Annotated in this window: 22 protein-coding genes; 2 read left to right on the top strand and 20 right to left on the bottom strand. The window is 64.8% G+C overall.

Annotated features, from left to right (window positions below):
- Positions 1-199 precede the first annotated feature (199 nt).
- Together PI990_RS20040 and PI990_RS20035 are read right to left on the bottom strand one after the other, a co-directional pair.
- Positions 200-1087 carry an SDR family NAD(P)-dependent oxidoreductase gene (locus PI990_RS20040; protein WP_271658243.1) on the bottom strand — a complete coding sequence of 296 codons (888 nt, stop codon included), beginning with the start codon at positions 1085-1087 and terminating at the stop codon, positions 200-202.
- A complete protein-coding gene (locus PI990_RS20035; protein WP_271658242.1) occupies positions 1084-2646 on the bottom strand; it encodes a flavin-containing monooxygenase in 1563 nt (520 codons plus the stop codon). Before PI990_RS20035 ends, PI990_RS20040 begins: the two co-directional genes overlap by 4 nt.
- Positions 2647-2760: 114 nt before the next feature.
- Here PI990_RS20035 and PI990_RS20030 point away from each other — a divergent pair, with 114 nt between their 5' ends.
- A complete protein-coding gene (locus tag PI990_RS20030; RefSeq protein WP_271658241.1) occupies positions 2761-3492 on the top strand; it encodes a TetR family transcriptional regulator in 732 nt (243 codons plus the stop codon).
- A gap of 66 nt (positions 3493-3558) precedes the next feature.
- On the opposite strand, the gene PI990_RS20025 is transcribed toward PI990_RS20030, so the two are convergent.
- From PI990_RS20025 to fnr, 4 genes are all read right to left on the bottom strand, one after another.
- On the bottom strand, positions 3559-4395 hold the full coding sequence (locus PI990_RS20025) for a metal-dependent hydrolase (RefSeq protein WP_021222206.1): 837 nt from the start codon (positions 4393-4395) through the stop codon (positions 3559-3561).
- A 144-nt stretch (positions 4396-4539) separates the two neighbouring features.
- Positions 4540-5505, bottom strand: a complete 966-nt coding sequence (locus PI990_RS20020) for a fatty acid desaturase family protein (protein ID WP_271658240.1) — start codon at positions 5503-5505, stop codon at positions 4540-4542.
- A 162-nt stretch (positions 5506-5667) separates the two neighbouring features.
- Positions 5668-6216 carry an adenine phosphoribosyltransferase gene (locus PI990_RS20015; RefSeq protein ID WP_021222204.1) on the bottom strand — a complete coding sequence of 183 codons (549 nt, stop codon included), beginning with the start codon at positions 6214-6216 and terminating at the stop codon, positions 5668-5670.
- A 53-nt stretch (positions 6217-6269) separates the two neighbouring features.
- Positions 6270-7004, bottom strand: a complete 735-nt coding sequence (gene fnr, locus PI990_RS20010; protein ID WP_021222203.1) for a fumarate/nitrate reduction transcriptional regulator Fnr — start codon at positions 7002-7004, stop codon at positions 6270-6272.
- A 150-nt stretch (positions 7005-7154) separates the two neighbouring features.
- On the opposite strand from fnr, the gene PI990_RS20005 reads away from it, so the two are divergent.
- Positions 7155-7634, top strand: coding sequence for a hypothetical protein (locus tag PI990_RS20005; RefSeq protein WP_271658239.1), 480 nt, complete (start codon positions 7155-7157; stop codon positions 7632-7634).
- Positions 7635-7640: 6 nt separating this feature from the next.
- Here PI990_RS20005 and hemN read toward each other — a convergent pair whose 3' ends face one another.
- The 14 genes from hemN to ccoN (PI990_RS19935) form a co-directional block, all read right to left on the bottom strand.
- On the bottom strand, positions 7641-9023 hold the full coding sequence (gene hemN / locus PI990_RS20000) for an oxygen-independent coproporphyrinogen III oxidase (protein WP_021222201.1): 1383 nt from the start codon (positions 9021-9023) through the stop codon (positions 7641-7643).
- A gap of 224 nt (positions 9024-9247) precedes the next feature.
- Entirely contained in the window at positions 9248-9931 is a 684-nt protein-coding gene (locus PI990_RS19995) for a sulfite exporter TauE/SafE family protein (RefSeq protein ID WP_021222200.1), read from the bottom strand.
- The gene (ccoS, locus tag PI990_RS19990; protein WP_271658238.1) at positions 9924-10160 is read right to left on the bottom strand and encodes a cbb3-type cytochrome oxidase assembly protein CcoS; all 237 of its coding nucleotides are present in this window, start codon (positions 10158-10160) and stop codon (positions 9924-9926) included. Before ccoS ends, PI990_RS19995 begins: the two co-directional genes overlap by 8 nt.
- Before the next feature lie 62 nt (positions 10161-10222).
- Entirely contained in the window at positions 10223-12622 is a 2400-nt protein-coding gene (locus tag PI990_RS19985; protein ID WP_271658237.1) for a heavy metal translocating P-type ATPase, read from the bottom strand.
- 10 nt (positions 12623-12632) lie between these two features.
- A complete protein-coding gene (locus tag PI990_RS19980; protein WP_184488846.1) occupies positions 12633-13133 on the bottom strand; it encodes a FixH family protein in 501 nt (166 codons plus the stop codon).
- A 14-nt stretch (positions 13134-13147) separates the two neighbouring features.
- Positions 13148-14563, bottom strand: coding sequence for a cytochrome c oxidase accessory protein CcoG (gene ccoG, locus PI990_RS19975; RefSeq protein WP_021222196.1), 1416 nt, complete (start codon positions 14561-14563; stop codon positions 13148-13150).
- Positions 14564-14697: 134 nt separating this feature from the next.
- Entirely contained in the window at positions 14698-15672 is a 975-nt protein-coding gene (gene ccoP / locus PI990_RS19970; protein ID WP_271658236.1) for a cytochrome-c oxidase, cbb3-type subunit III, read from the bottom strand.
- Positions 15669-15857: a CcoQ/FixQ family Cbb3-type cytochrome c oxidase assembly chaperone gene (locus tag PI990_RS19965; RefSeq protein ID WP_031288830.1), complete on the bottom strand. Its 189-nt coding sequence runs from the start codon at positions 15855-15857 to the stop codon at positions 15669-15671. Before PI990_RS19965 ends, ccoP (PI990_RS19970) begins: the two co-directional genes overlap by 4 nt.
- A gap of 5 nt (positions 15858-15862) precedes the next feature.
- Complete coding sequence (gene ccoO / locus PI990_RS19960) at positions 15863-16474, bottom strand: cytochrome-c oxidase, cbb3-type subunit II (RefSeq protein ID WP_043243475.1); 612 nt, start codon at positions 16472-16474, stop codon at positions 15863-15865.
- A complete protein-coding gene (gene ccoN / locus PI990_RS19955; protein WP_031288829.1) occupies positions 16474-17913 on the bottom strand; it encodes a cytochrome-c oxidase, cbb3-type subunit I in 1440 nt (479 codons plus the stop codon). Before ccoN (PI990_RS19955) ends, ccoO (PI990_RS19960) begins: the two co-directional genes overlap by 1 nt.
- Positions 17914-18346: 433 nt before the next feature.
- Entirely contained in the window at positions 18347-19285 is a 939-nt protein-coding gene (ccoP, locus tag PI990_RS19950) for a cytochrome-c oxidase, cbb3-type subunit III (protein ID WP_271658235.1), read from the bottom strand.
- On the bottom strand, positions 19282-19467 hold the full coding sequence (locus PI990_RS19945) for a CcoQ/FixQ family Cbb3-type cytochrome c oxidase assembly chaperone (RefSeq protein WP_021222190.1): 186 nt from the start codon (positions 19465-19467) through the stop codon (positions 19282-19284). Before PI990_RS19945 ends, ccoP (PI990_RS19950) begins: the two co-directional genes overlap by 4 nt.
- Before the next feature lie 6 nt (positions 19468-19473).
- Positions 19474-20085 carry a cytochrome-c oxidase, cbb3-type subunit II gene (gene ccoO / locus PI990_RS19940; protein WP_021222189.1) on the bottom strand — a complete coding sequence of 204 codons (612 nt, stop codon included), beginning with the start codon at positions 20083-20085 and terminating at the stop codon, positions 19474-19476.
- A gap of 11 nt (positions 20086-20096) precedes the next feature.
- Positions 20097-21521 carry a cytochrome-c oxidase, cbb3-type subunit I gene (ccoN, locus tag PI990_RS19935; RefSeq protein WP_271658234.1) on the bottom strand — a complete coding sequence of 475 codons (1425 nt, stop codon included), beginning with the start codon at positions 21519-21521 and terminating at the stop codon, positions 20097-20099.
- Between the last annotated feature and the right edge of the window lie 48 nt (positions 21522-21569).

Here is a 21569-nt window from a genome sequence, read left to right as displayed (position 1 = left end):
GGTGATCAGGCGGGAAGGGATTGGAGAGGCGTGGCTGGAGAGGGCTGGTTCGGGAGTTGGTGGGCTAAAGCCCACGGCATGACCGCGTAGCAGGTAGGTTGGGTGCAAGCCGACGATAAGGGCGATACGACCACCGCGTAGCCCGGGCTTCAGCCCGGGGAGGTGAGCCCCGGGCTGGGCACGGGCTACGCGGGGTGGGTCAGTCCGCCAGGTTCTGTGCTTCCCGGTCCCGACGGGGTTTGGGGGCGAAGCGGGCGGCCAGGCGCATGGAGGTGGTGACCAGGCGCTGGTAGAAGGTCGGCAGCAGGCGCTGCATGCCGTCCAGGGCCCAGGCGTCGGCGCCGATGAGGATGCGCCGGTTGTCCTTGAGCACGCCGCGCAGGATCACCGAGGCGGCCTTGTCCGGGGTGGTGCGCAGCAGCTGGTCGTTGAACTGCTTGCGCGCCTGGTCGGTTTCCTGGCCGACGACCCGGGCGAGGCTGTCGTTCATCCGTGCGGTCTTGGCGATGTTGGTCTTGATGCCGCCGGGGTGCACGCAGCTGGCGGAGACGCCGCAGCCTTCCATGTCCAGCTCCTGGCGCAGGGCTTCGGTGAAGCCGCGCACGGCGAACTTGGTGGCGTTGTAGGCGCTCATGCCCGGCTGGGCGAACAGGCCGAATACGCTGGAGACGTTGACGATCTGGCCGTCGCCGGTGGCCTTGATGTGCGGCAGGAAGGCCTTGGTGCCGTGCATCACGCCCCAGAAGTTGATGTTCATGATCCACTCGTATTCCGAGTAGTCGCTGCCTTCCACGGTGCCGGCATGGGCGACGCCGGCGTTGTTGAAGATCAGGTTGACCCGACCGTGGTCGAGCACCACCTGGTCGGCCCAGGCGTGTACCGCTTCGCGGTCGGCGACGTTGACCAGGGTGTCGGTGACCTGCACGCCGAGCTTGCGGGCCTGGGCAGCGGTTTCCGCCAGGCCTTCGGCGTTGACGTCGGAAAGCGCCAGGTGACAGCCCTGACGGGCCAGGCCGTAGGCGAGGGCGCGGCCGATGCCGGAGCCCGCGCCGGTGATGGCGGCGACCTTGTTCTCGAAGGACTTCATGCCGGTACTCCTTCTGCAGCGGTGGTGGTGGCGAGGGTCAGCGGCCCCTGGGCGGCGTGCACCGGCTGGATACGGCTGAAGTGATAGGCCGCCGGGTCAAAGTTGCGGGTCAGCAGGCGGAAGCGCCAGGTGAAACCGGGCCATACGGTGCAGTTGCGGCCGCTGACCGGGTGGATGTACCAGCTCTTGCAGCCGCCGGCGTTCCATACGGTGTTGCCCAGGCTGCCCTGGATCTTGCCGTTGAACTTGTCCTGCACCTCGCGCTTGACCTCCAGGCTCTGCAGCTTGCGCTGGTCGAGCAGGTCGAGGGCGCCGAGCACGTAGTGGATCTGCGATTCGATCATGTAGACCATCGAGTTGTGGCCCAGGCCGGTGTTCGGGCCCATGAGGAAGAACAGGTTGGGGAAGCCGGCGGTGAGGGTGCCCTTGTAGGCTTCCGGGCCTTCCGGCCAGGTGTCGAGCAGGTCGACGCCACCGCGGCCGAAGACCACGCCGCGCGGCAGCGGGTCGCTGGGGGTGAAGCCGGTGCCGAAGATGATGGCGTCCACCGGGCGCTCCTGGCCGTCCTGGGTGACGATGCTGTTGGCGCGGATTTCCTGGATGCCATCGGTGATGACGTCGACGTTGGCCTGGGTCAGCGCCGGGTAGTAGTCGTTGGAGATCAGCACGCGCTTGCAGCCCATGGTGTAGTCGGGCGTGACCTTGGCGCGCAGCACCGGGTCCTTGATCTTGCGCTTGATGTAACCCTTGGCCACCAGTTGGGCGAGTTTCATCACCTTCGGGGTCAGGGCGAAGCCGATCACGCGGCTTTCGAGGATGGCGTAGATGCCGCCGCGCCAGAGCTTCTGCAGCAGGGGGAAGCGCTTGAAGCGCGAGCGTTCGTTTTCGCTGATGGCGCGGTCCGGCTTGGGCATGACCCAGGGCGCGGTGCGCTGGTAGAGGTCGAGCTGGCCGACCACCTTCTGGATCTGCGGGACGAACTGGATGGACGAGGCGCCGGTGCCGACCACGGCGATGCGCTTGCCCGCCAGGTCGTAGTTGTGATCCCACTGCTGGGAATGGAAGCTCTTGCCGGCGAAGTTCTCCAGGCCATTGAGGTGGGGGATGGCCGGGGTGGACAGGGCGCCCATGCCGGACACCACGAACTGCGCGGTGTAGTGATTGCCGGCGGCGTCGTCTATGTGCCAGAGCTCTTCGCTGTCGCTCCAGGCCACGCGGGTGATCTCGGTGCCGAGCAGGGTCTTGTCCTGCAGGCGGTACTTCTCCCAGCAGCCTTCCAGGTAACCCTTGATCTCTTCCTGCTTGGCGAACATCCGCGTCCAGTTGGGGTTCGGCTCGAAGGAGAAGGAGTACAGGTGCGATTGCACGTCGCAGCCGCAGCCCGGGTAGTTGTTGACGCGCCAGGTGCCGCCGACGCCGGCTTCCTTCTCGAACAGGAGGAAATCGTTCTCGCCTTTCTGTTTCAGGCGGATCGCCATGCCCAGGCCGGAGAAGCCGGAGCCGATAATGGCAATCTTGCAGTGGCGGGCAGGGGTGGGAGGTGATACGGGCGCGTTCATGGCCAAGCTCCTGTTATGCTTATTTTGTGGCGTATACAGCTGTATACCAATGTAGACAGATGTATACTCGCCAGCAAGCCATCGCGGTACAACCAACCTTAGGTAGGGTCAGCCATGAGTTCTGTGCTGGACGACGGGCAACAGTCCAAGGAAAGAGCAGTCGATGCACCGGGCAAGCGCCTGCTGATGGAGGCGGCCCTGCGCCTGACCTCCCAGAGCCGCAGCCTGAGCAGCCTCGGCCTGCGCGAGCTGGCGCGGGAGGCGGGGCTCAACCCCAATACCTTCTATCGCCATTTCAAGGACGTGGACGACCTGGGCCTGGCGATGATCCGCAACATCTCCACCCAGCTGCGCCAGCCCCTGCGTGACCTGCGCCGTGAAGCGGCGGCGCGGGCGGTGCAGGGCGAGCACAGGGCCATGCCCAAGCTGATGGGCATCGACCTGGGGCGCGGCAAGCGCGTGTGCCATGAAACGGTGAACCTGTTCTTCGACTTCGTCGCCGACAACGCCGAGGCCTTCATCATCGGCGTGCGTGAGCTGCATGGTGCGTCGCCGGCCATGCGCGAGGCCCTGCGCGAGGTGATGGACGAATTCGCCGATGACATGGCCGAGGACATAGTCGAGTTCAAGCTGCTGCCGGCGCTGGTGCCCGATGCGGTGGTGCGGCGGGTGTCCAGCCTGATCAGCCGCAACCTGTTCCAGATGTCCCTGGATTTCATCGGTGAGCCCGAGCGCCGTGCCGACATTCGCCTGGAAGCCGAGGAGCAGGTGCTGTTCCTCTTCACCGGTGCCAGCGTGCTGCAGGGGCTGGAGGCGATGGGGTCGCTGGGCGACGGCCCGCGATAGGGCGCGCGCAGAAGCGCCAAATAAAAAGCCCGGCGATTGCCGGGCTTTTCGTTGGGCGTGAATCACTCAGCCGTTGAAGCCGAGGCGCTCCTTCCAGCGTTGTTCCAGCGCCTTGGTTTCATGGTCGAAGGGGTGGAAGCCGGGGCGGTAGTAGTCCAGGTAGGGCTTGATCATGCGCGGGAAGTAGCCGGTGCGCAGGCTGAACAGGGTCTTCAGGCCACGCCCCCAGCTGCGCAGGTTGAACAGCTGGCCGTCCTTGCGCAGCAGGTGCAGTTGGAAGGCGCCGATCACGCCGATGAACATCACGGTGGTCAGGGCCATGGTGATGGTGCGCTCGAAGTAGCCGCCGCCAACCGCCATGTAGGCGTCGTAGCACACGGCCTTGTGCTCGTTCTCTTCGATCGCGTGCCACATCCACAGCTGGTACATCTTCTGGTCGTCCATCTGCGTGCTGAGGTCTTCGCGGCGCAGCAGTTGCTCGGCCATGGTCGCGGTGAAGTGTTCCAGGGCACAGGTGGCGGCCAGGCGCTGCTTCTTGGTGGTGAAGCGGGTGACCCACTCCAGCAGCACCTTGATGCGCAGTTCCAGGCGCTCCAGGTCGATGCCGTGGGCGGCGGCGTAGTCGTTGTAGGTGGCGTGTTCCTTGGAGTGCATGGCTTCCTGGCCGATGAAGGCGCTGATGTCCTTCTGCAGCTGCGGGTCGCTGATCTGGTCGCGCACGCCGCGCACGCTGTCGACGAAGAACTTCTCGCCATAGGGGAAGAGCGACGACAGGTTGTTCATGAAGTGGCTCATGAAGGGATCGCCGCTCCACCAGTATTTCTGGGTGGAGTCGAAGCTGAAGTCCATGCGACGGACGGGAAAATTGGCCTTGGGCAGGTTGGCGGCGGCGCTGGCGGTCATTGGGCAATCCTCGTGGTTGGGAGCCGTCCCTTGTTGTTGTCTGGCTCTTGCTGACACGGCTGACCGTGCCATCGAACGATGTAACTGTTGAGGATTAACGCAGTTTTCGCACGCTCCCACCGACCAACTTTCGGCGGGTTATGGCTATTTTGTGGCCGTCTCGCTGACTCGGCGTAGCACCTCCAGATACCCGGGAGGAGTCGGCACCAGGCCGCGCTGGCGCAGCAATCGGTGGGCTTCGGCCAGGCGGAACCAGGGCAGGGCCGCCATCAGGTGGTGCTCGATGTGGTAGTTCACCCGCAGCGGCGCGACGGTGGCCCGTGCCAGCCAGCCGGCACGGGTGGTGCGGGTGTTGCGCAGCATGTCGCGGCCGCGCTCGGTGCAGGCGTGCTCGGCCAGGGAGCGGATGCGCATGAACAGGCTGTAGGTGGTGAGGTTGGCCAGCCACCAGACGCCGAACAGCCAGAACTCGCCGCAAGCGGCCAGGATTCCCGCCAGCGCGGCATTGGCCAGGAGCATGGGGCCCATGTTGCGGGCGCCTTCGGCGAGGTAGTGGTGCCAGCGGCGATCGCCCCGGGGGCGCCGGGTGACCTCGGCGGCCACGGTGTACTCCAGCACGCCCAGGTCCATCAGCAGCTGGCCCAGCAGCCGGCGCAGGCCGCTGATGCCGGACAGGTCGCGGGTGAACTTGCGCAGCAGCGAGGCGCGGCGGGTGGGGAAGGGGCGCGACAGGCTCCAGTCCGGGTCCTCATCGGTGCCGGTGTGGGCGTGGTGGCGGATGTGGTGCTTGCGGTAGCGGGCGACGTCGACCCAGATGACCCGCGCGCAGAGCCAGTCGGTGAGACGGTCGTTCAGCCAGCGGGTGCGGAACAGCGTGCCGTGGGCGGCTTCGTGCATGAGGATGGCCAGGGCCAGCTGGCGGCCGCCGAGGATGACCAGGGCGAGGACGAAGGTCACCGGGTTGGGCCAGAGGGCGAGCACGGCGAAGGTGGCGGCGATGATCGCCCAGGTGGAGCCGACGGCCCACCAGCCGGCGGCGTCGGAGCGCTGGCTCAGGCGCTGGATTTCTTCACGGCTGAAGCAGTCGGAGAGCTTGCTGCGAGGGTTCATGGCGACCTCTTGTTGTACGCAGGAGTCGCCATGATTGCCCGCCATGGCCCGAGCGGCCAGGGGCTCGCCCCGGTTTCGCGCGGGCGGCCGCAAGCCTGGCGCAAATGCCATGGGTTCAGACTTTGGGAGGGGATTGGGGCCTGGCGTGCAGGCCCCGGAAGATCACTTCTCGTCGAGGGCGAAGGCGGTGAGCGAGAAAGTGGGGATGCCGATGTCCTGCAGGCGCTGGGAGCCGCCGAGTTCCGGCAGGTCGATGATGGCGGCGGCCTCGAACACGCTGGCGCCCATGCGGCGGACCAGGGCGGTGGCGGCCAGCAGGGTGCCGCCGGTGGCGATCAGGTCATCGAAGATCAGGACCTTGTCGCCGTCGCAGAGGCTGTCGCTGTGCACTTCGAGGAAGGCTTCGCCGTACTCGGTCTGGTAGCCCTGGGCGAGTACGTCGGCGGGCAGCTTGCCCTGCTTGCGGAACAGCACCAGCGGCTTGTTCAGCTCATAGGCGACGATGGAGCCGATCAGGAAGCCGCGGGCGTCCATGGCGGCGATGTGGCTGAACTCGGCTTCGACGTAGCGCTGGATGAAGCTGTCCACCACCAGGCGCAGGGCGCGGGGGGACTGGAACAGCGGGGTGATATCGCGGAAGACCACGCCGGGCTTGGGGAAGTCCACCACCGGGCGGATCAGGGTCTTGATATCGAATTCGTCGAAAATCATGGTGCGGAACCTGGAGAGAGGGGAGAGCGCCGGCCGAGCGGCCGGCGCGGGGATCAGTCTTCGATGCTGCCGCCAGCGAGGGCGCAGAGCTCGATGGGATCGAGGATGTGCACTTCCTTGCCTTCGGCGGCGATCAGGTTGCTCTGCTGGAAGCGGGTGAACACGCGGGAGACGGTCTCGACCGCAAGGCCCAGGTAGTTGCCGATCTCATTGCGCGACATGGCCAGGCGGAACTGGTTGGCCGAGAAACCGCGGGCACGGAAGCGCGCGGAGAGGTTCACCAGGAAGGTGGCGATGCGCTCGTCGGCGGTTTTCTTGGAGAGCAGCAGCATCATCTGCTGGTCGTCACGGATTTCGCGGCTCATGACGCGCATCAACTGGCGACGCAGTTGCGGCAGCTGGACGGATAGCTCGTCGAGGCGCTCGAAGGGGATTTCGCAGACCGAGGTGGTTTCCAGTGCCTGGGCGGATACCGGGTAGAGCTCGGTGTCCATGCCGGAGAGGCCGACCAGCTCGCTGGGCAGGTGGAAGCCGGTGATCTGCTCTTCGCCGGCATCGGTGACACCGAAGGTTTTCAGCGCACCGGAACGTACGGCGAAAACGGACTCGAAGGTGTCGCCCTGGCGGAACAGGTAGTCCCCTTTCTTCAGCGGACGACCGCGCTTGACGATTTCGTCCAGCGAGTCCATGTCTTCCATGTTCAGCGACAGGGGCAGGCAAAGGGCGGCGAGGCTGCAGTCCTTGCAATGTGCCTGAGGCAGGTTGCGTACCTTGATGATCTCGGACATCCACGGATCCCTTGCAAAAGCAAACACACAATGGGCGTAAGGGTAACGCATGGGGCGCGCTCAGGGCTAGGAAAAGGCCGAAGGAAACGTATTCAAGTTCTTCGTTGCGCAGTCGATATCTCGGTATTGATCCCAATGGAGCGAGCGATCATGAGAGTAGACGTTTCCGGCTGGCCGCAGATCGGCCAGCGTTTCGCGGCTGCGCGTGGTGATGAGGCCAGGGATGCCGGGCAGGGTGAAGAGAGTGCCGACGGCGGCCTCGACGACCGTATCGGCCACGTGGGCATCCGCGTGAGCCTGTCCGAAGCGGGCAAGACGCGCTCCGATGAGGCGAAGAAGAACCAGGATATCGACGAGAGCAGCCTGCCGGACACCGTCAAGCAGATCCTCAAGATGATTCGCAAGCTGAAGGAAGACCTGCGCGAGAAGATGGCCGAGCTCCAGTCGATCGCCACCGATCAGAGCCTGGACGAGGAAGCCCGTTTGCGCAGCATGGAAGGCCTGCAAAGCGAGATTTCCAGCCTCAACGGTGCCATTTCCCAGGCCACCGCCAGCCTGATGAAGGCCATGCGCGACGCAGGCCTGAGCGGCGAGCAGATGCTCGAGGCCGCCCAGCTGCTGATGAAGTGATGCCCCTCAGATCACCCGGGAGAAACGCTGGGTAGTCTCTGGCGTCAGGTAGTGGTCGAAGAGCATGCACACCGAGCGCACCAGCAGGCGCCCGGGCGGCAGGATGTCGATGCCGCGCTCGCTGAGGGTGATCAGGCCATCGGCGGACATCTGCTCCAGCTGCGGCCAGATATCCGCGAAATACCCCCTGAATTCGATGTTGAAGAGCGCTTCGATCGACTGGAAATCCAGCTCGAATTCGCAGATCAACTGCTGGATCACCGCCCGGCGGATGCGGTCGTCCTCGATGCAGGCGAGGCCGCGTCGGGTGGCGAGCAGGCCGTTTTGCAGCTTTTCCTGGTAAGTGGCGATGTTGGCGTCGTTCTGGCAGTAGAGGTCGCCGATCTGGCTGATGGCGGAGACGCCGAGGCCGATCAGGTCGCAGTGCCCATGGGTGGTGTAGCCCTGGAAGTTGCGTTGCAGGCGGCCGTCTTCCTGGGCGATGGCCAGTTCGTCGTCGGGCAGGGCGAAGTGGTCCATGCCGATGTAGCGGTACCCGGCGCTGGTCAGCTGTTCGATGCTGCGCTGGAGCATCTCCAGCTTCTGCGCGGGGCTCGGCAGCTCCTCGGTCTTGATGCGCCGCTGGGGCATGAAGCGTTCCGGCAGGTGCGCATAGTTGAACACCGAGAGCCGGTCCGGCTGCAGGGCGATGACTTCGGCCACGGTGCGCGCGAAGCTTTCCGGCGTCTGCCGGGGCAGGCCGTAGATCAGGTCGATGTTCACCGAGCGGAACTGCAGCGTGCGCGCCGCTTCGACGATGGCGCGGGTCTCCTCCAGGCTCTGCAGCCGGTTGACGGCGCGCTGCACCACCGGGTCGAGGTCCTGCACGCCCAGGCTGACGCGGTTGAAGCCCAGCTCGCGCAGCAGCCCCATGGTCGACCAGTCCGCTTCACGCGGGTCGATCTCGATGCCGTAATCCCCCGAATCGTCATCGAGCAGGCTGAAGTGCTGGCGCAGGTGCCCCATGAGGCGGCGCAGTTCGTCGTGGCTGAGGAAGGTCGGCGTGCCACCGCCGAAGTGCAGTTGCTCGACCTTCTGTTGCGGGTCGAGGTGGCAGGCGATCAGTTCGATCTCGCGCTCGAGCTTTTCCAGGTAGGGCAGGGCGCGGCCGCGATCCTTGGTGATGACCTTGTTGCAGGCGCAGTAGTAGCAAATGTTCGCGCAGAACGGCACGTGCACATAGAGCGAGACCGGGCGCAGGGCCTTGCGGCTGTCGCGCAGCGCGTGAAGCAGGTCGAAGGAGCCGATGCGCTCGTTGAATTGCACGGCGGTCGGGTAGGAGGTGTAACGAGGGCCTGCGGCGTCGTAACGGCGGATCAGGCCGGAGTCCCAGCGAATATCGTCGAGCATGCGGGCATTCCAGGTTCAGCAGTCAGTGCTCGGCAGTCTAGGTGCCGCCTGACCGGCGCTTCTTGACCTGGGTCATGCTGTCGCAGCGCCGGGGCCCGGTGGCTGCTCATGCGCTCGAATCAATGCTCGACCCCACAACTCGCCGCGCCAGACTTTCCAGCTTCCAGCTTCCAGCTTCCAGCTTCCAGCTTCCAGCTTCCAGCTTCCAGCTTCCAGCTTCGCTGTCAGTGCCCCATCAACCAATGCTGGTGCGGGCCGGGCAGGGTCCAGATGCCGAAGAGGATCACCAGCAGGCCGCCGGCGATGCGGATGCCACGTTTGCGCAGCAGAGCGGTGATGCGTTCGGCGGCGAGGCCGGTGGCCAGCAGCACCGGCCAGGTGCCGAGGCCGAAGGCCAGCATCAGCAGGGCGCTTTCACTGGCCGAGCCCTGGCTGGCCGCCCACAGCAGGGTGCTGTAGACCAGGCCGCAGGGCAGCCAGCCCCAGAGCGCGCCGAGCAGCAGCGCGCGGGGCAGGGTGGAGACCGGCAGCAGCTTGCTCGCCACCGGCTGGATATGACGCCAGAGGCCGCGCCCCAGCGCTTCGATACGGGTCAGGCCGCTCCACCAGCCTGCCAGGTAGAGCCCCATGGTGATCAGCAGCAGTGCTGCGATCACCCGCAGCACCATGGCTGCCGGGCTGCTGGCCACGGCCCAGCCGGCCAGGCCGATGAGCAGGCCGGCGGTGGTGTAGCTGAGGATGCGGCCGAGGTTGTAGGCGATCAGCAGGCGGAAGCGTCGAGCACGTTGCTCCGGCGGGATGGCCAGGGTCAGGGCGCCCATCAGGCCGCCGCACATGCCGATGCAGTGGCCGCCCCCCAGCAGGCCGAGGATCAGCGCCGAAACCAGCAGGGGCGCCAGTTCAAGCACTGCGCTTGTCCTCGTCGTCGGGGCTTTCCTCGTTCTTGCGCTCGCCCTCGCTTTCGTCGGCTTCGACGATACCGGCCTTGTGGCCCGGGTCTTCGTCGTCGAAGAGGATGCTGTGGGCGGGGCCGTCGAGGTCGTCGTACTGGCCGCTGTCCACGGCCCAGAAGAACAGCCAGATGGCGAAGCCGACCAGGCCGATGGCGACGGGGATCAGGATGTATAACGCAGGCATCGGGAAATCTCGTTATGGAGCCTGGGCGATAGGCCGGAAGGGGAGGGCGCCCCGACCGGCCTCTAGCTTCTGGCCAGCCGCAGGGCGTTGATCACCACCAGCAGCGAGCTGACCGACATGCCGAATGCGGCCCAGACCGGAGTGACCCAGCCCAGCGCCGCGAAGGGCAGAACCAGGCCATTGTACAGGGTCGCCCAGGCCAGGTTCTGGATGATGATGCGGCGCGTGCGCCCGGCCACCGAGAGGGCCTGCACGAGGCTTTCCAGGCGGTTGGAGAGGAGTACGGCGTCGGCGCTGGTCTTGGCCAGGTCGGTGGCGCTGCCCATGGCGACGCTGATGTCGGCGCCGGCCAGGACCGGTACGTCATTGACCCCGTCGCCCAGCATCAGCACGCGGCGGCCCTGCTGGTGCAGGTCGCGCAGTACGTCGAGCTTGGCGTCGGGACTCAGGCCGCCGCGGGCGTCGTCGATGCCGAGGCGGCGGGCGATCTCGTCGACCATCGGCGAGCTGTCGCCGGAGAGCAGCATCACCTGCCAGCCACGGGCGCGGCAGGCATCGAGCAGCAGCGGGGCGTCTTCGCGCAGGCGGTCATCCAGCACCAGCCAGGCCAGCGGGCCCTGTTCATTGCCGAGCAGCAGCCACTGGCCGTTGCTGCCGGGAATCTCCGGCTCGGCCCAGCCGCCCAGCTCGGCCACGAACGCAGCCTGGCCGATGCGCAGGCGCTGGCCGTCGACAAGGCCTTCGAGGCCCTTGCCGGGGACGTTCTCCACCTGTTCGGCGGGGCGTGGCGCGCGGCCGAAGGCGCGGGCGATGGGGTGCTCCGAACGGTTCTCCAGCGCGGCGGCCAGGGCCAGGCAGGCGTCGTTGTCGAGCGGGCCCAGGGGGTGGATGGCGCTGAGGGTGAGGCGGCCTTCGGTGAGGGTGCCGGTCTTGTCGAAGATCACCGTGTCGATCTGGTTCAGCCCCTCCAGCACGTGGCCACGGGTCAGCAGCAGGCCGAGTTTGTGCAGGCTGCCGGTGGCGGTGGTGAGTGCGGTGGGCGTGGCCAGGGCGAGGGCGCAGGGGCAGGTGGCGACCAGCAGCGAGAGGACGATCCAGAAGGCCCGCGACGGGTCGATCTGCCACCAGGCCAGGCCGACGATGGCGGCGGCCAGCAGCACGATGATCAGGAACCATTGCGCGACCTTGTCGGCCAGTTCGGCGAGGCGCGGTTTGTCCGCCTGGGCGCGTTCCAGCAGGCGCACGATGGCGGAGAGGCGGGTCTGGTCGCCGAGCGCCTGCACTTCGAGGGTCAGCGGGCCTTCGACGTTGAGCGTGCCGGCGGTGACGGCGTCGCCGCGCCCGCGAGGCAGGGGCAGGTATTCACCGGTGAGCAGGGATTCGTCGACGCTGGACTGGCCTTCGAGGATCAGGCCGTCCGCCGGCATCAGTGCGCCCGGTGGGACCAGGACGCGATCGCCCACGGCCAGCTCGCCGAGGAGGATGCGCTGGCTCTGGCCACTGGCGTCCAGGCGCAGGCAGGACGCGGGCAGCAGGTTGACCAGTTGCGCGGTGGCGGCAGCGGTGCGCTCACGGGCGCGGCGCTCCAGGTAGCGGCCGGCGAGAAGGAACAGGGCGAACATGCCGACGGCGTCGAAGTACAGCTCGCCGATGCCGGTGACGGTGGACCAGATGCCGGCGGCATAGGCCCCGCCGATGGCCAGGGACACCGAGACGTCCATGCTCAGGTGGCGGGTGCGCAGGTCACGCAAGGCGCCACGGAAGAACTGGCCGCAGCAGTAGAAGACGATGGGCGTGGTGAGGAACAGGCTGACCCAGCGCAGGATCTTGTCCAGCTCCGGGCTCAGGTCGATGTTGAACTCGGGCCAGGTGGCCATGGCCGCCATCATCACCTGCATCCACAGCAGGCCGGCGACGCCGAGCTGGCGCATGGCGCGCTTGTTCTCGGCGGCCAGGCGCTCGGCAGCGTCATCGGCCTTGTAGGGGTGGCCGGCGTAGCCGATGCGGCGCAGTTCCTTGAGCAGCTCGCTGAGGGGCAGCTGGCTGTCGGCCCAGCGAACCTGCAGGCGGTGGTTGGACAGGTTGAGGCGTGCCTCGTCCACCCCGGGCAGGGTGCGCAGGTGCCGTTCGATCAGCCAGCCGCAGGCGGCGCAGCTGATGCCTTCGATCAGCAGGCTGGTTTCGCTGAGTTCGCCCTGGTGCTGGACGAAGGGGCGCTGCACGTCCTCACGGTCGAACAGGGCCAGTTCGTCGGGGAGTGCGTTGGGCAGGGCTTCGGGGTTGGCGGCGGTTTCGCTGCGGTGGCGGTAGTAGCCTTCCAGGCCGCCGGCGACTATGGCCTCGGCCACGGCCTGGCAACCCGGACAGCACATGGCCCGCGTCTCACCGAGTACGCGGGCCTCGTAGGGGCTGCCGGAGGGCACCGGCAGGCCACAGTGGTAGCAGGATAGGGGCGCGGGCATGGGGCCTGGCTTATTCGCCCAGCAGGGTCACGCTGCCGTTCTCGAGGGTTTCTTCCTCGAACAGGCGCCAGTCCTGGCCATCTTCCTGGCCGATCAGCTCGACGAAGCGGCGGCCGCTGACCGAGTCTTCCAGGTGGCCGCTGTACAGGTCACCGGATTGCGGTTGCAGCACGATGCGGCGGTCCTTCTCCTGCTGGGTGGGGGAGAGCAGGCTGAGCACTAGCTGTTGCGGGTGGCTGTTGCCGGTCAGGTTGACCTGCACCACGCCGCTCTGGTCATCCAGGCGCACCTGGGCCTTCATGCCGAGGCGCTTGGCCAGCTCCTCGCGCTCGAGCGAGGTGTTGATGCCCTTGCCGACGTCGTAGTAGTTGTCGACCACTAGGCTCGGCGGGTTCTGGATGGCGATCACCAGCATCGAGGTGCCCAGCACCACCGAGGTGCCGAGGATGCCGAGGATGAACCAGGGCCAGGGTTGCTTGTACCAGGGGCTTGCGGGAGATTCGGACTGCATGGGGATCTCGTTGTTCAGCGGACGCTGGGGCCGATGAAGCGGCTGTCGGCGTCGGTGGTGATGCTGGCGTCATCGACCGAGCGGACCCGGAAGAGAATGTTGTTGGTGCTGGAGGGGAGTTTCTCCGGGTCGATGGACAGTTCCACCGGCACCGAGAGCACTTCGCCCGCTTCCGTCCTGACCTGGGTCTTGCCTTCGTAGACGAGGCCGTCGAGGCCTTCGGCTTCGATGGTGAAGACCTGGTCCTTCTGGGCCTTGTTCATGATCTTCAGGGTGTAGACGTTCTCGATGCGACCCTGCTCGTTCTCGCGGTACAGGACGCGGTCCTTGATCACGTCCAGTTCCACCAGCGAGCGGGCGGCGACGGCGTAACCGAACAGGCCGATCATCGCAACGAGCGCGGCAGCGTACCCGATCAGCCTTGGGCGCATGAGCTTGGTTTGCTGCCCGTTCAGGTTGTGTTCAGTCGTGTAGCTGATCAGCCCCTTGGGATAGTTCATCTTCTCCATGATGCTGTCGCAGGCGTCGATGCAGGCGGCGCAGCCGATGCACTCGATCTGCAGGCCGTCGCGGATGTCGATGCCGGTGGGGCAGACCTGGACGCACATGGTGCAGTCGATGCAATCACCAAGGCCCTGGGCCTTGTAGTCGACGTTCTTCTTGCGCGGGCCACGGGATTCGCCGCGGCGCGGATCGTAGGAGACGATCAGGGTGTCCTTGTCGAACATCACGCTCTGGAAGCGGGCATAGGGGCACATGTAGATGCACACCTGCTCGCGCAGCCAGCCCGCGTTGCCGTAGGTGGCCAGGGTGAAGAAGCCGACCCAGAAATAGGCCCAGCCATCGGCGTTGCCGGTGAAGAGGTCGATCACCAGTTCGCGGATGGGGGTGAAGTAGCCGACGAAGGTGACGCCGGTGACGAAGCCGATCAGCAGCCAGAGGCTGTGCTTGGCGGATTTGCGCATGAGCTTGGCGCCGCTCATGGGCGTCTTGTCCAGCTTCATTCGCTGGTTGCGGTCGCCTTCGGTGACCTTCTCGCACCACATGAAGATCCAGGTCCAGACGCTCTGCGGGCAGGTATAGCCGCACCAGACGCGACCGGCGAAGACGGTGATGAAGAACAGGCCGAAGGCGCAGATGATCAGGAGCCACGACAGCAGGACGAAGTCCTGGGGCCAGAAGGTGGCGCCGAAAATGTAGAACTTGCGCTCGGGGAGGTTCCACCAGACGGCTTGCCGGTCGTTCCAGCTCAGCCAGACGGTACCGAAGTAGAGCAGGAAGAGGAGGGCGCCGCCTGCCATGCGCAGGTTGCGGAAGATGCCGGTGAAGGCGCGGGTGTAGATCTTTTCACGGCTGGCGTAGAGGTCGGTGTTGGCACCGCTCTTGGCCGGGGGAGGGGTAATGTTCTGGACGGGGATCTGTTCGCTCATCTACTCGTACCACGACGGTTGGGGCTTGCCCCGATCAGTGCGTGCCGAACGGGATCTTTTTTGCCTGCCGCATATGGTACGCCTCATAGCAGCCTGCCATGTGCGACAGTGCGTCGCGCATGGCAGGCTCGGCGTTACTTGCTTTCGGTCTCTGCGGCGTTCTTGTGCGACAGACTGTAGACGTAGGCGGCAAGCAGGTGAACCTTGTCGTTGCCCAGGTGTTCTTCCTGAGCCGGCATGGTGCCCTGGCGGCCGTAACGAATGGTCTGCTGCAGCTGAGCGAAGCTGCTGCCGTAGATGAACGCGCCCGGGTGGGTCAGGTTCGGTGCGCCCATTGCCGGGGTGCCCTTGCCTTCCGGACCGTGGCACGCCACGCAGTTGGCAGCGAAGATCGCCTTGCCGGCTTCCGGATTGGCGTTGGCGTCCTTCGGCAGGTCGCGGCCATCCAGGGTCACGCGGACGAAGGCGGCGACATCACGTACGCCCTGTTCGCCGATGACTTCACCCCAGGCAGGCATGATGCCGTGGCGGCCGCCAAGGATGGTGGTCTTGATGGTTTCGGCCTCACCGCCCCAGCGCCAGTCGGCGTCGGTCAGGTTGGGGAAACCATAGGAGCCCTTGGCGTCGGAACCGTGGCAGACCGAGCAGTTGGAAGCGAACAGGCGACCACCCATTTTCAGGGCTTTCTCGTCCTTGGCCACTTCCTCGATCGGCATGGCAGCGTACTTCTGGAACAGCGGGCCGTATTGCTTGTCGGCCTTGTCCATTTCCTTTTCCCACTGGTGGACACCGGTCCAGCCGGGCTGGCCGTCAGCGAAGGGCTTGCCTTCGGTGACTGTGCTGTAGCCGGGGAAGATGCCTTTCCAGTTGCCCATGCCCGGGTACAGGACCAGGTAGCCGACGGCGAAAATCAGGGTGCCGACGAACAGCATGAACCACCACTTGGGCAGCGGGTTGTCATATTCCTCGATACCGTCGAAGGCGTGGCCGACGGTTTCTTCGGTGCTTTCCTGGCGCTGGCCTTTGCGGGTGGCAAAGATCAGCACGGTCAGCGCCACCAGTGTGGCGCTGGTGAGCAGGGTTACGTACCAACTCCAGAACGTGGTCATTCGCTCTTACTCCTAGAAGCTTCTTCGTCGCTCTTGGTGTTCGCTGGCTTGTCGTCTGCGAAGGGCAGGTTGGCAGCTTCGTCGAAGCTGTCCTTGCGCTTGCTGTTGTACGCCCAGAGCACGACGCCGATGAAGGCGACGAACACCAGGATGGTTCCCAGCCCGCGGAGAGTCTGGATATCCATCATGCTTACCGTTTGTTCTTGATCGAGGTGCCAAGGCCTTGAAGGAACGCGACCAGCGCGTCCATCTCGGTCTTGCCCTTGACTGCGTCTTTGGCGCCGGCGATGTCATCGTCGGTGTAGGGCACGCCTACGGTACGGAGAGCTTCCATCTTGGCGGCAGTGTGCTTGCCGTCGAGTTTGTTCTCCACCAGCCACGGGTAGGACGGCATCTTCGATTCCGGAACCACGTTGCGCGGGTTGTACAGGTGCGCGCGGTGCCAGTCGTCGGAGTAACGGCCGCCTACGCGGGCCAGGTCCGGACCGGTACGCTTGGAACCCCACAGGAAGGGGTGGTCCCAGACGCTTTCGCCGGCGACGGAGTAGTGACCATAACGCTCGGTCTCGGCACGGAACGGACGGACCATCTGCGAGTGGCAGCCTACGCAGCCTTCGCGGATGTAGATGTCACGGCCTTCGAGTTCCAGCGCGGTGCGCGGCTTCATGCCTTCGACCGGGGTGTTGGTGACGTCCTGGAAGAACAGCGGAACGATCTGCACCAGACCACCGATGCTCACGGCGATGACCATGAACAGCGCCAGCAGACCTACGTTCTTCTCGACTAATTCGTGTTGCTTCATTAGTGAGCTCCTTGCGGAATCTGGGCAGCGGCTTCGTATTCGGACGGCTTGGCGGCACGCACGGTGCGCCAGGTGTTATAGGCCATCAGCAGCATGCCGGTGACGAAGAACGCGCCGCCGATCATGCGCACCAGGTAACCGGCATGGCTGGCTTCCAGCGCTTCGACGAAGGAGTAGGTGAGGGTGCCGTCTTCGTTGACTGCACGCCACATCAGGCCTTGGGTGATGCCGTTGACCCACATCGAGGCGATGTAGAGAACGGTACCGATGGTGGCCAGCCAGAAGTGGGCGTTGATCAGGCCGACGCTGTGCATCTGCTCGCGACCGAAGACCTTCGGAATCAGGTGGTACAGCGAACCGATGGAGATCATCGCTACCCAACCGAGGGCGCCGGCGTGTACGTGGCCGATGGTCCAGTCGGTGTAGTGGGAGAGGGCGTTGACGGTCTTGATCGCCATCATCGGGCCTTCGAAGGTGGACATGCCGTAGAAGGCCAGGGAAACCACCAGGAAGCGCAGGATGGGGTCGCTGCGCAGCTTATGCCAGGCGCCCGACAGGCTCATCATGCCGTTGATCATGCCGCCCCAGCTCGGAGCCAGCAGAATCAGGGACATCGCCATGCCCAGGGACTGGGCCCAATCCGGCAGAGCGGTGTAGTGCAGGTGGTGCGGACCGGCCCAGATGTACAGGGTGATCAGTGCCCAGAAGTGCACGATGGACAGGCGATACGAGTAGATCGGACGCTCGGCCTGTTTCGGAACGAAGTAGTACATCATCCCCAGGAAGCCGGTGGTCAGGAAGAAGCCCACGGCGTTGTGGCCGTACCACCACTGGATCATCGCGTCGGTCGCGCCGGCGTACACGGAGTACGACTTGAAGGCGTAGACCGGGATTTCCGCGCTGTTGACGATGTGCAGCAGTGCAGTCACCAGGATGAAGGCGCCGAAGAACCAGTTGCCCACATAGATGTGCTTGGTCTTGCGCTTGACGATGGTGCCGAAGAACACGATTGCGTAAGTGACCCAGACGATCCCCAGGAGGATGTCGATCGGCCACTCGAGCTCAGCGTATTCCTTGGAGGAGGTGTAACCCAGGGGCAGTGTGATCACTGCCAGCACGATCACGGCTTGCCAGCCCCAGAACGTGAAGGCTGCCAATCCATCGGAAATCAGCCGGGCCTGGCAGGTACGTTGCACCACGTAGTAGGACGTGGCGAACAGGGCGCAACCACCGAAGGCGAAGATCACCGCGTTGGTATGCAAGGGGCGCAGACGGCCGAAGCTGGTCCACGGAAGGTTCAGGTTGAGTTCCGGCCACACGAGTTGTGCGGCGATGAACACGCCTAGACCCATCCCAATGACCCCCCAGATCACCGTCATAACGGCGAACTGGCGGACCACCTTATAGTTATAAGCAGTCTGACTGATTGCTGTGCTCATGCTAGGGGTTCCACGGTTAATGGAGTTTTTCGGGGGACAAAAAAGCGGCGGCAGTATGGAGAAAGAGGGTAGTCATTGCAACGACACATGCCGACACAATCACCCTTTCAGAGCCCTCGGGGCAAGGATTCCAGCCGGGTCGCCCGGGGTCTGGTGGAGCACTTCGAACCGGGGGCGAGGAGGGGGAACCGCCTTGTCCTCATGACCGATGAGGATTATTCAGCAGCGTAGACGATGAGCTTTGGGGGGGAAGGCAGCTGGTCGGGAGGGGTGCGACATTGGGTCGCACTATATATAAGGAGGGGCTGGGGAGGGGTGGACACATCCTTGTGTCCGTGTTGCCCGTCTTGCGTTGGGCTGCCTTTGCGCGGCTCCGTCCGGTGCCTTTCGGTCCGGCCGGTGTGGCGACGCCTCCTTGCGTCGCCGGTTCGGATCACTCGCTGGCTACTTTCTCGCCGTCCTTGCGGGACAGGCTGTACACGTAGGCGGCAAGGATGTGCACCTTGTCCTGACCGAGGTATTGCTCCTGGGCAGGCATCTGGCCGTTGCGGCCGTAGCGGATGGTCTGTTGCAGTTGGGCCAGGCTGGAACCGTAGATCCAGGCGGCCGGTTGGGTCAGGTCCGGGGCGCCCATGGCTGCAGTGCCGCGGCCTTCTTGACCGTGGCAGGCGGTGCAGGTGGTGGCGAACATGGCTTTACCGGCTTCCACGTCGGCTTTCACATCGTCCGGCAGCTTCAGGCCGGCCAGGTCCTGGCGAACATAGGCCGCGACGTTCTTCACGCCTTCATCACCCAGCACTTCACCCCAGGCCGGCATGGCAGCCATGCGACCGTGGAGGATGGTGGTCTTGATGGTTTCGGCGTCGCCGCCCCAGCGCCAGCTGCTGTCAGCCAAGTTGGGGAAGCCCACAGCGCCCTTGGCGTCCGAGCCGTGGCAGATGGAGCAGTAGGTGGCGAACAGGCGGCCGCCCATTTTCATGGCTTGCGGATCCTGGGCGACGGCTTCCAGCGACATGGCCGAGTACTTGGCGAAGATCGGGCCGTACTGTGCGTTGGCCTTGTCCACTTCACGCTGCCACTGCTTCTCCTGGGTCCAGCCACCTTCGTAGCCGGGGAACAGGCCGGTCCAGTTGCCCAGGCCGGGGTAGAGCACCATGTAGCCGATGGCGAAGACGATGGTGCCCACGAACAGCATGAACCACCATTTGGGCAGCGGGTTGTCGTACTCCTCGATACCGTCGAAGGCATGGCCCATGGTCTTGTCGACCGTGCCCTTGGCCTCGCCCTTGCGGGTGGCGAACACCAGCCAGAGCAGCGCCACCAGGGTGAAGAGGGTGAGCAGGGTTATGTACCAGCTCCAGAAAGTGGTCATTCGTGTGTGCTCCTAGAAACATTCCGGTCTTGCAGGCTGGGCTCGGCGTCATCACCGAAAGGCAGCAGCGCGGCTTGCTCGAAGTCAGCCTTGCGCCGGCCGCTGTAGGCCCAGCAGAACACCCCGATCATCGCGACCAGCACCAGCAAGGTGCCGAGGCCGCGCAGTATTCCAACGTCCATGGCGCCTTACCTCTTGGTCTTCAGGCTGGTGCCGAGCACCTGCAGGTAGGCGACCAGGGCGTCCATCTCGGTCTTGTCCTTGACCGCCTCGGAGGCACCGGCGATGTCCTCGTCGGTGTAGGGCACGCCCAGGGTCTTCATGGCGCTGAGCTTGGCGGCGGTGTCCTTGCCGTCGAGCTTGTTCTCCACCAGCCACGGGTAGGCCGGCATCTTCGACTCCGGTACCACGTTGCGCGGGTTGTAGAGGTGCGCGCGGTGCCAGTCGTCCGAGTAGCGGGCGCCAACACGGGCCAGGTCCGGGCCGGTACGTTTGGAACCCCACAGGAAGGGGTGGTCCCAGACGCTTTCGCCAGCGACGGAGTAGTGGCCGTAACGCTCGGTCTCGGCACGGAACGGACGGATCATCTGCGAGTGGCAGCCAACGCAGCCTTCACGGATGTAGATGTCGCGACCTTCCAGTTGCAGCGCGGTGTAGGGCTTCATGCCTTCGACCGGGGTGTTGGTGACGTCCTGGAAGAACAGCGGGACGATCTGTACCAGACCGCCGATGCTGACTGCCAGGATCATGAACAACGCCATCAGGCCGACGTTTTTCTCGATGACTTCATGCTTTTTCATCTATCGATTCCTCAGGCGATCTGGGCGATGGCGTCGTATTCGGCCGGCTTGGCAGCCTTCACGGTGCGCCAGGTGTTGTAAGCCATGAGGAGCATGCCGCTGAGGAAGATCGCGCCGCCGATCATGCGCACCACGAAGCCGGGGTGGCTGGCTTCAAGCGCTTCGACGAAGGAGTAGGTCAGGGTGCCGTCCTCGTTCACTGCGCGCCACATCAGGCCCTGGGCGATGCCGTTGACCCACATCGAGGCGATGTAGAGAACGGTGCCGATGGTGGCCAGCCAGAAGTGGGCGTTGATCAGGCCGACGCTGTGCATCTGCTCGCGACCGAAGACCTTCGGGATCAGGTGATACAGCGAGCCGATGGACACCATGGCGACCCAGCCGAGGGCACCGGCATGTACGTGGCCGATGGTCCAGTCGGTGTAGTGGGAGAGGGCGTTGACGGTCTTGATGGCCATCATCGGGCCTTCGAAGGTGGACATGCCGTAGAAGGCGAGGGAGACCACCAGGAAGCGCAGGATCGGATCGTCGCGCAGCTTATGCCAGGCGCCCGACAGGGTCATCATGCCGTTGATCATGCCGCCCCAGCTCGGCGCCAGCAGAATCAGCGACATCACCATGCCCAGGCTCTGCGCCCAGTCCGGCAGCGCGGTGTAGTGCAGGTGGTGCGGGCCGGCCCAGATGTAGACCGCGATCAGCGCCCAGAAGTGGACGATGGACAGGCGGTAGGAGTAGACCGGGCGACCGGCTTGCTTCGGAACGAAGTAGTACATCATCCCCAGGAAGCCGGCGGTCAGGAAGAAGCCCACGGCGTTGTGGCCGTACCACCACTGGATCATCGCATCGGTCGCACCCGCATAGAGCGAGTAGGACTTGGTCAGGGTGACCGGAATCTCCAGGTTGTTGATCACGTGGAGGATGGCCACGGTGAGGATGAAGCCACCGAAGAACCAGTTACCGACGTAGATGTGCTTGGTCTTGCGCTTCATCACCGTGCCGAAGAACACGGCGGCGTAGCTGACCCAGACGATGGTGATGAGGAGGTCGATCGGCCATTCCAGCTCGGCGTATTCCTTGGAGCTGGTGAAACCCAGCGGCAGGCTTACGGCGGCCAGGACGATCACCAGTTGCCAACCCCAGAAGGTGAAGGCAGCGAGTTTGTCCGAGACCAGGCGGGTCTGGCAGGTGCGTTGGACGGCGTAGTAGGAGGTGGCGAACAATGCGCAACCACCGAACGCGAAAATCACCGCGTTGGTGTGCAAGGGTCGCAAGCGGCCAAAGCTGGTCCAGGGCAGGTTGAAGTTGAGCTCCGGCCAGGCTAGCTGGGCAGCTATGAGAACGCCGAGCCCCATCCCGACGATTCCCCAGACCACCGTCATAATGGCGAACTGGCGGACCACCTTGTAGTTGTAGGCGGTACTGACTGCTGTGTTCATGTTTGTGGGCTTCCGTACACGGTTTCTTGGAATTGCGTGCGAAGCATG

Source organism: Pseudomonas sp. TUM22785, assembly GCF_028198105.1.
GTDB lineage: Bacteria > Pseudomonadota > Gammaproteobacteria > Pseudomonadales > Pseudomonadaceae > Metapseudomonas > Metapseudomonas solani.
This window is presented reverse-complemented; position numbering and strand designations above follow the sequence as displayed.

What these genes read in the sequence shown, in the direction of transcription:
- ccoG (WP_021222196.1), bottom strand. Translation starts at nt 14,563, where the DNA reads ATGAGCGAACAGATCCCCGTCCAGAACATTACCCCTCCCCCGGCCAAG.
- ccoN (WP_031288829.1), bottom strand. Translation starts at nt 17,913, where the DNA reads ATGAGCACAGCAATCAGTCAGACTGCTTATAACTATAAGGTGGTCCGC.
- ccoS (WP_271658238.1), bottom strand. Translation starts at nt 10,160, where the DNA reads ATGCCTGCGTTATACATCCTGATCCCCGTCGCCATCGGCCTGGTCGGC.
- PI990_RS20040 (WP_271658243.1), bottom strand. Translation starts at nt 1,087, where the DNA reads ATGAAGTCCTTCGAGAACAAGGTCGCCGCCATCACCGGCGCGGGCTCC.
- PI990_RS20015 (WP_021222204.1), bottom strand. Translation starts at nt 6,216, where the DNA reads ATGATTTTCGACGAATTCGATATCAAGACCCTGATCCGCCCGGTGGTG.
- ccoN (WP_271658234.1), bottom strand. Translation starts at nt 21,521, where the DNA reads ATGAACACAGCAGTCAGTACCGCCTACAACTACAAGGTGGTCCGCCAG.
- PI990_RS19980 (WP_184488846.1), bottom strand. Translation starts at nt 13,133, where the DNA reads ATGCAGTCCGAATCTCCCGCAAGCCCCTGGTACAAGCAACCCTGGCCC.
- fnr (WP_021222203.1), bottom strand. Translation starts at nt 7,004, where the DNA reads ATGTCCGAGATCATCAAGGTACGCAACCTGCCTCAGGCACATTGCAAG.
- PI990_RS20025 (WP_021222206.1), bottom strand. Translation starts at nt 4,395, where the DNA reads ATGACCGCCAGCGCCGCCGCCAACCTGCCCAAGGCCAATTTTCCCGTC.
- PI990_RS19945 (WP_021222190.1), bottom strand. Translation starts at nt 19,467, where the DNA reads ATGGACGTTGGAATACTGCGCGGCCTCGGCACCTTGCTGGTGCTGGTC.
- hemN (WP_021222201.1), bottom strand. Translation starts at nt 9,023, where the DNA reads ATGCTCGACGATATTCGCTGGGACTCCGGCCTGATCCGCCGTTACGAC.
- PI990_RS19985 (WP_271658237.1), bottom strand. Translation starts at nt 12,622, where the DNA reads ATGCCCGCGCCCCTATCCTGCTACCACTGTGGCCTGCCGGTGCCCTCC.
- PI990_RS20035 (WP_271658242.1), bottom strand. Translation starts at nt 2,646, where the DNA reads ATGAACGCGCCCGTATCACCTCCCACCCCTGCCCGCCACTGCAAGATT.
- ccoO (WP_021222189.1), bottom strand. Translation starts at nt 20,085, where the DNA reads ATGAAAAAGCATGAAGTCATCGAGAAAAACGTCGGCCTGATGGCGTTG.
- PI990_RS19965 (WP_031288830.1), bottom strand. Translation starts at nt 15,857, where the DNA reads ATGGATATCCAGACTCTCCGCGGGCTGGGAACCATCCTGGTGTTCGTC.
- PI990_RS20005 (WP_271658239.1), top strand. Translation starts at nt 7,155, where the DNA reads ATGAGAGTAGACGTTTCCGGCTGGCCGCAGATCGGCCAGCGTTTCGCG.
- PI990_RS20030 (WP_271658241.1), top strand. Translation starts at nt 2,761, where the DNA reads ATGAGTTCTGTGCTGGACGACGGGCAACAGTCCAAGGAAAGAGCAGTC.
- ccoP (WP_271658235.1), bottom strand. Translation starts at nt 19,285, where the DNA reads ATGACCACTTTCTGGAGCTGGTACATAACCCTGCTCACCCTCTTCACC.
- ccoP (WP_271658236.1), bottom strand. Translation starts at nt 15,672, where the DNA reads ATGACCACGTTCTGGAGTTGGTACGTAACCCTGCTCACCAGCGCCACA.
- PI990_RS20020 (WP_271658240.1), bottom strand. Translation starts at nt 5,505, where the DNA reads ATGAACCCTCGCAGCAAGCTCTCCGACTGCTTCAGCCGTGAAGAAATC.
- ccoO (WP_043243475.1), bottom strand. Translation starts at nt 16,474, where the DNA reads ATGAAGCAACACGAATTAGTCGAGAAGAACGTAGGTCTGCTGGCGCTG.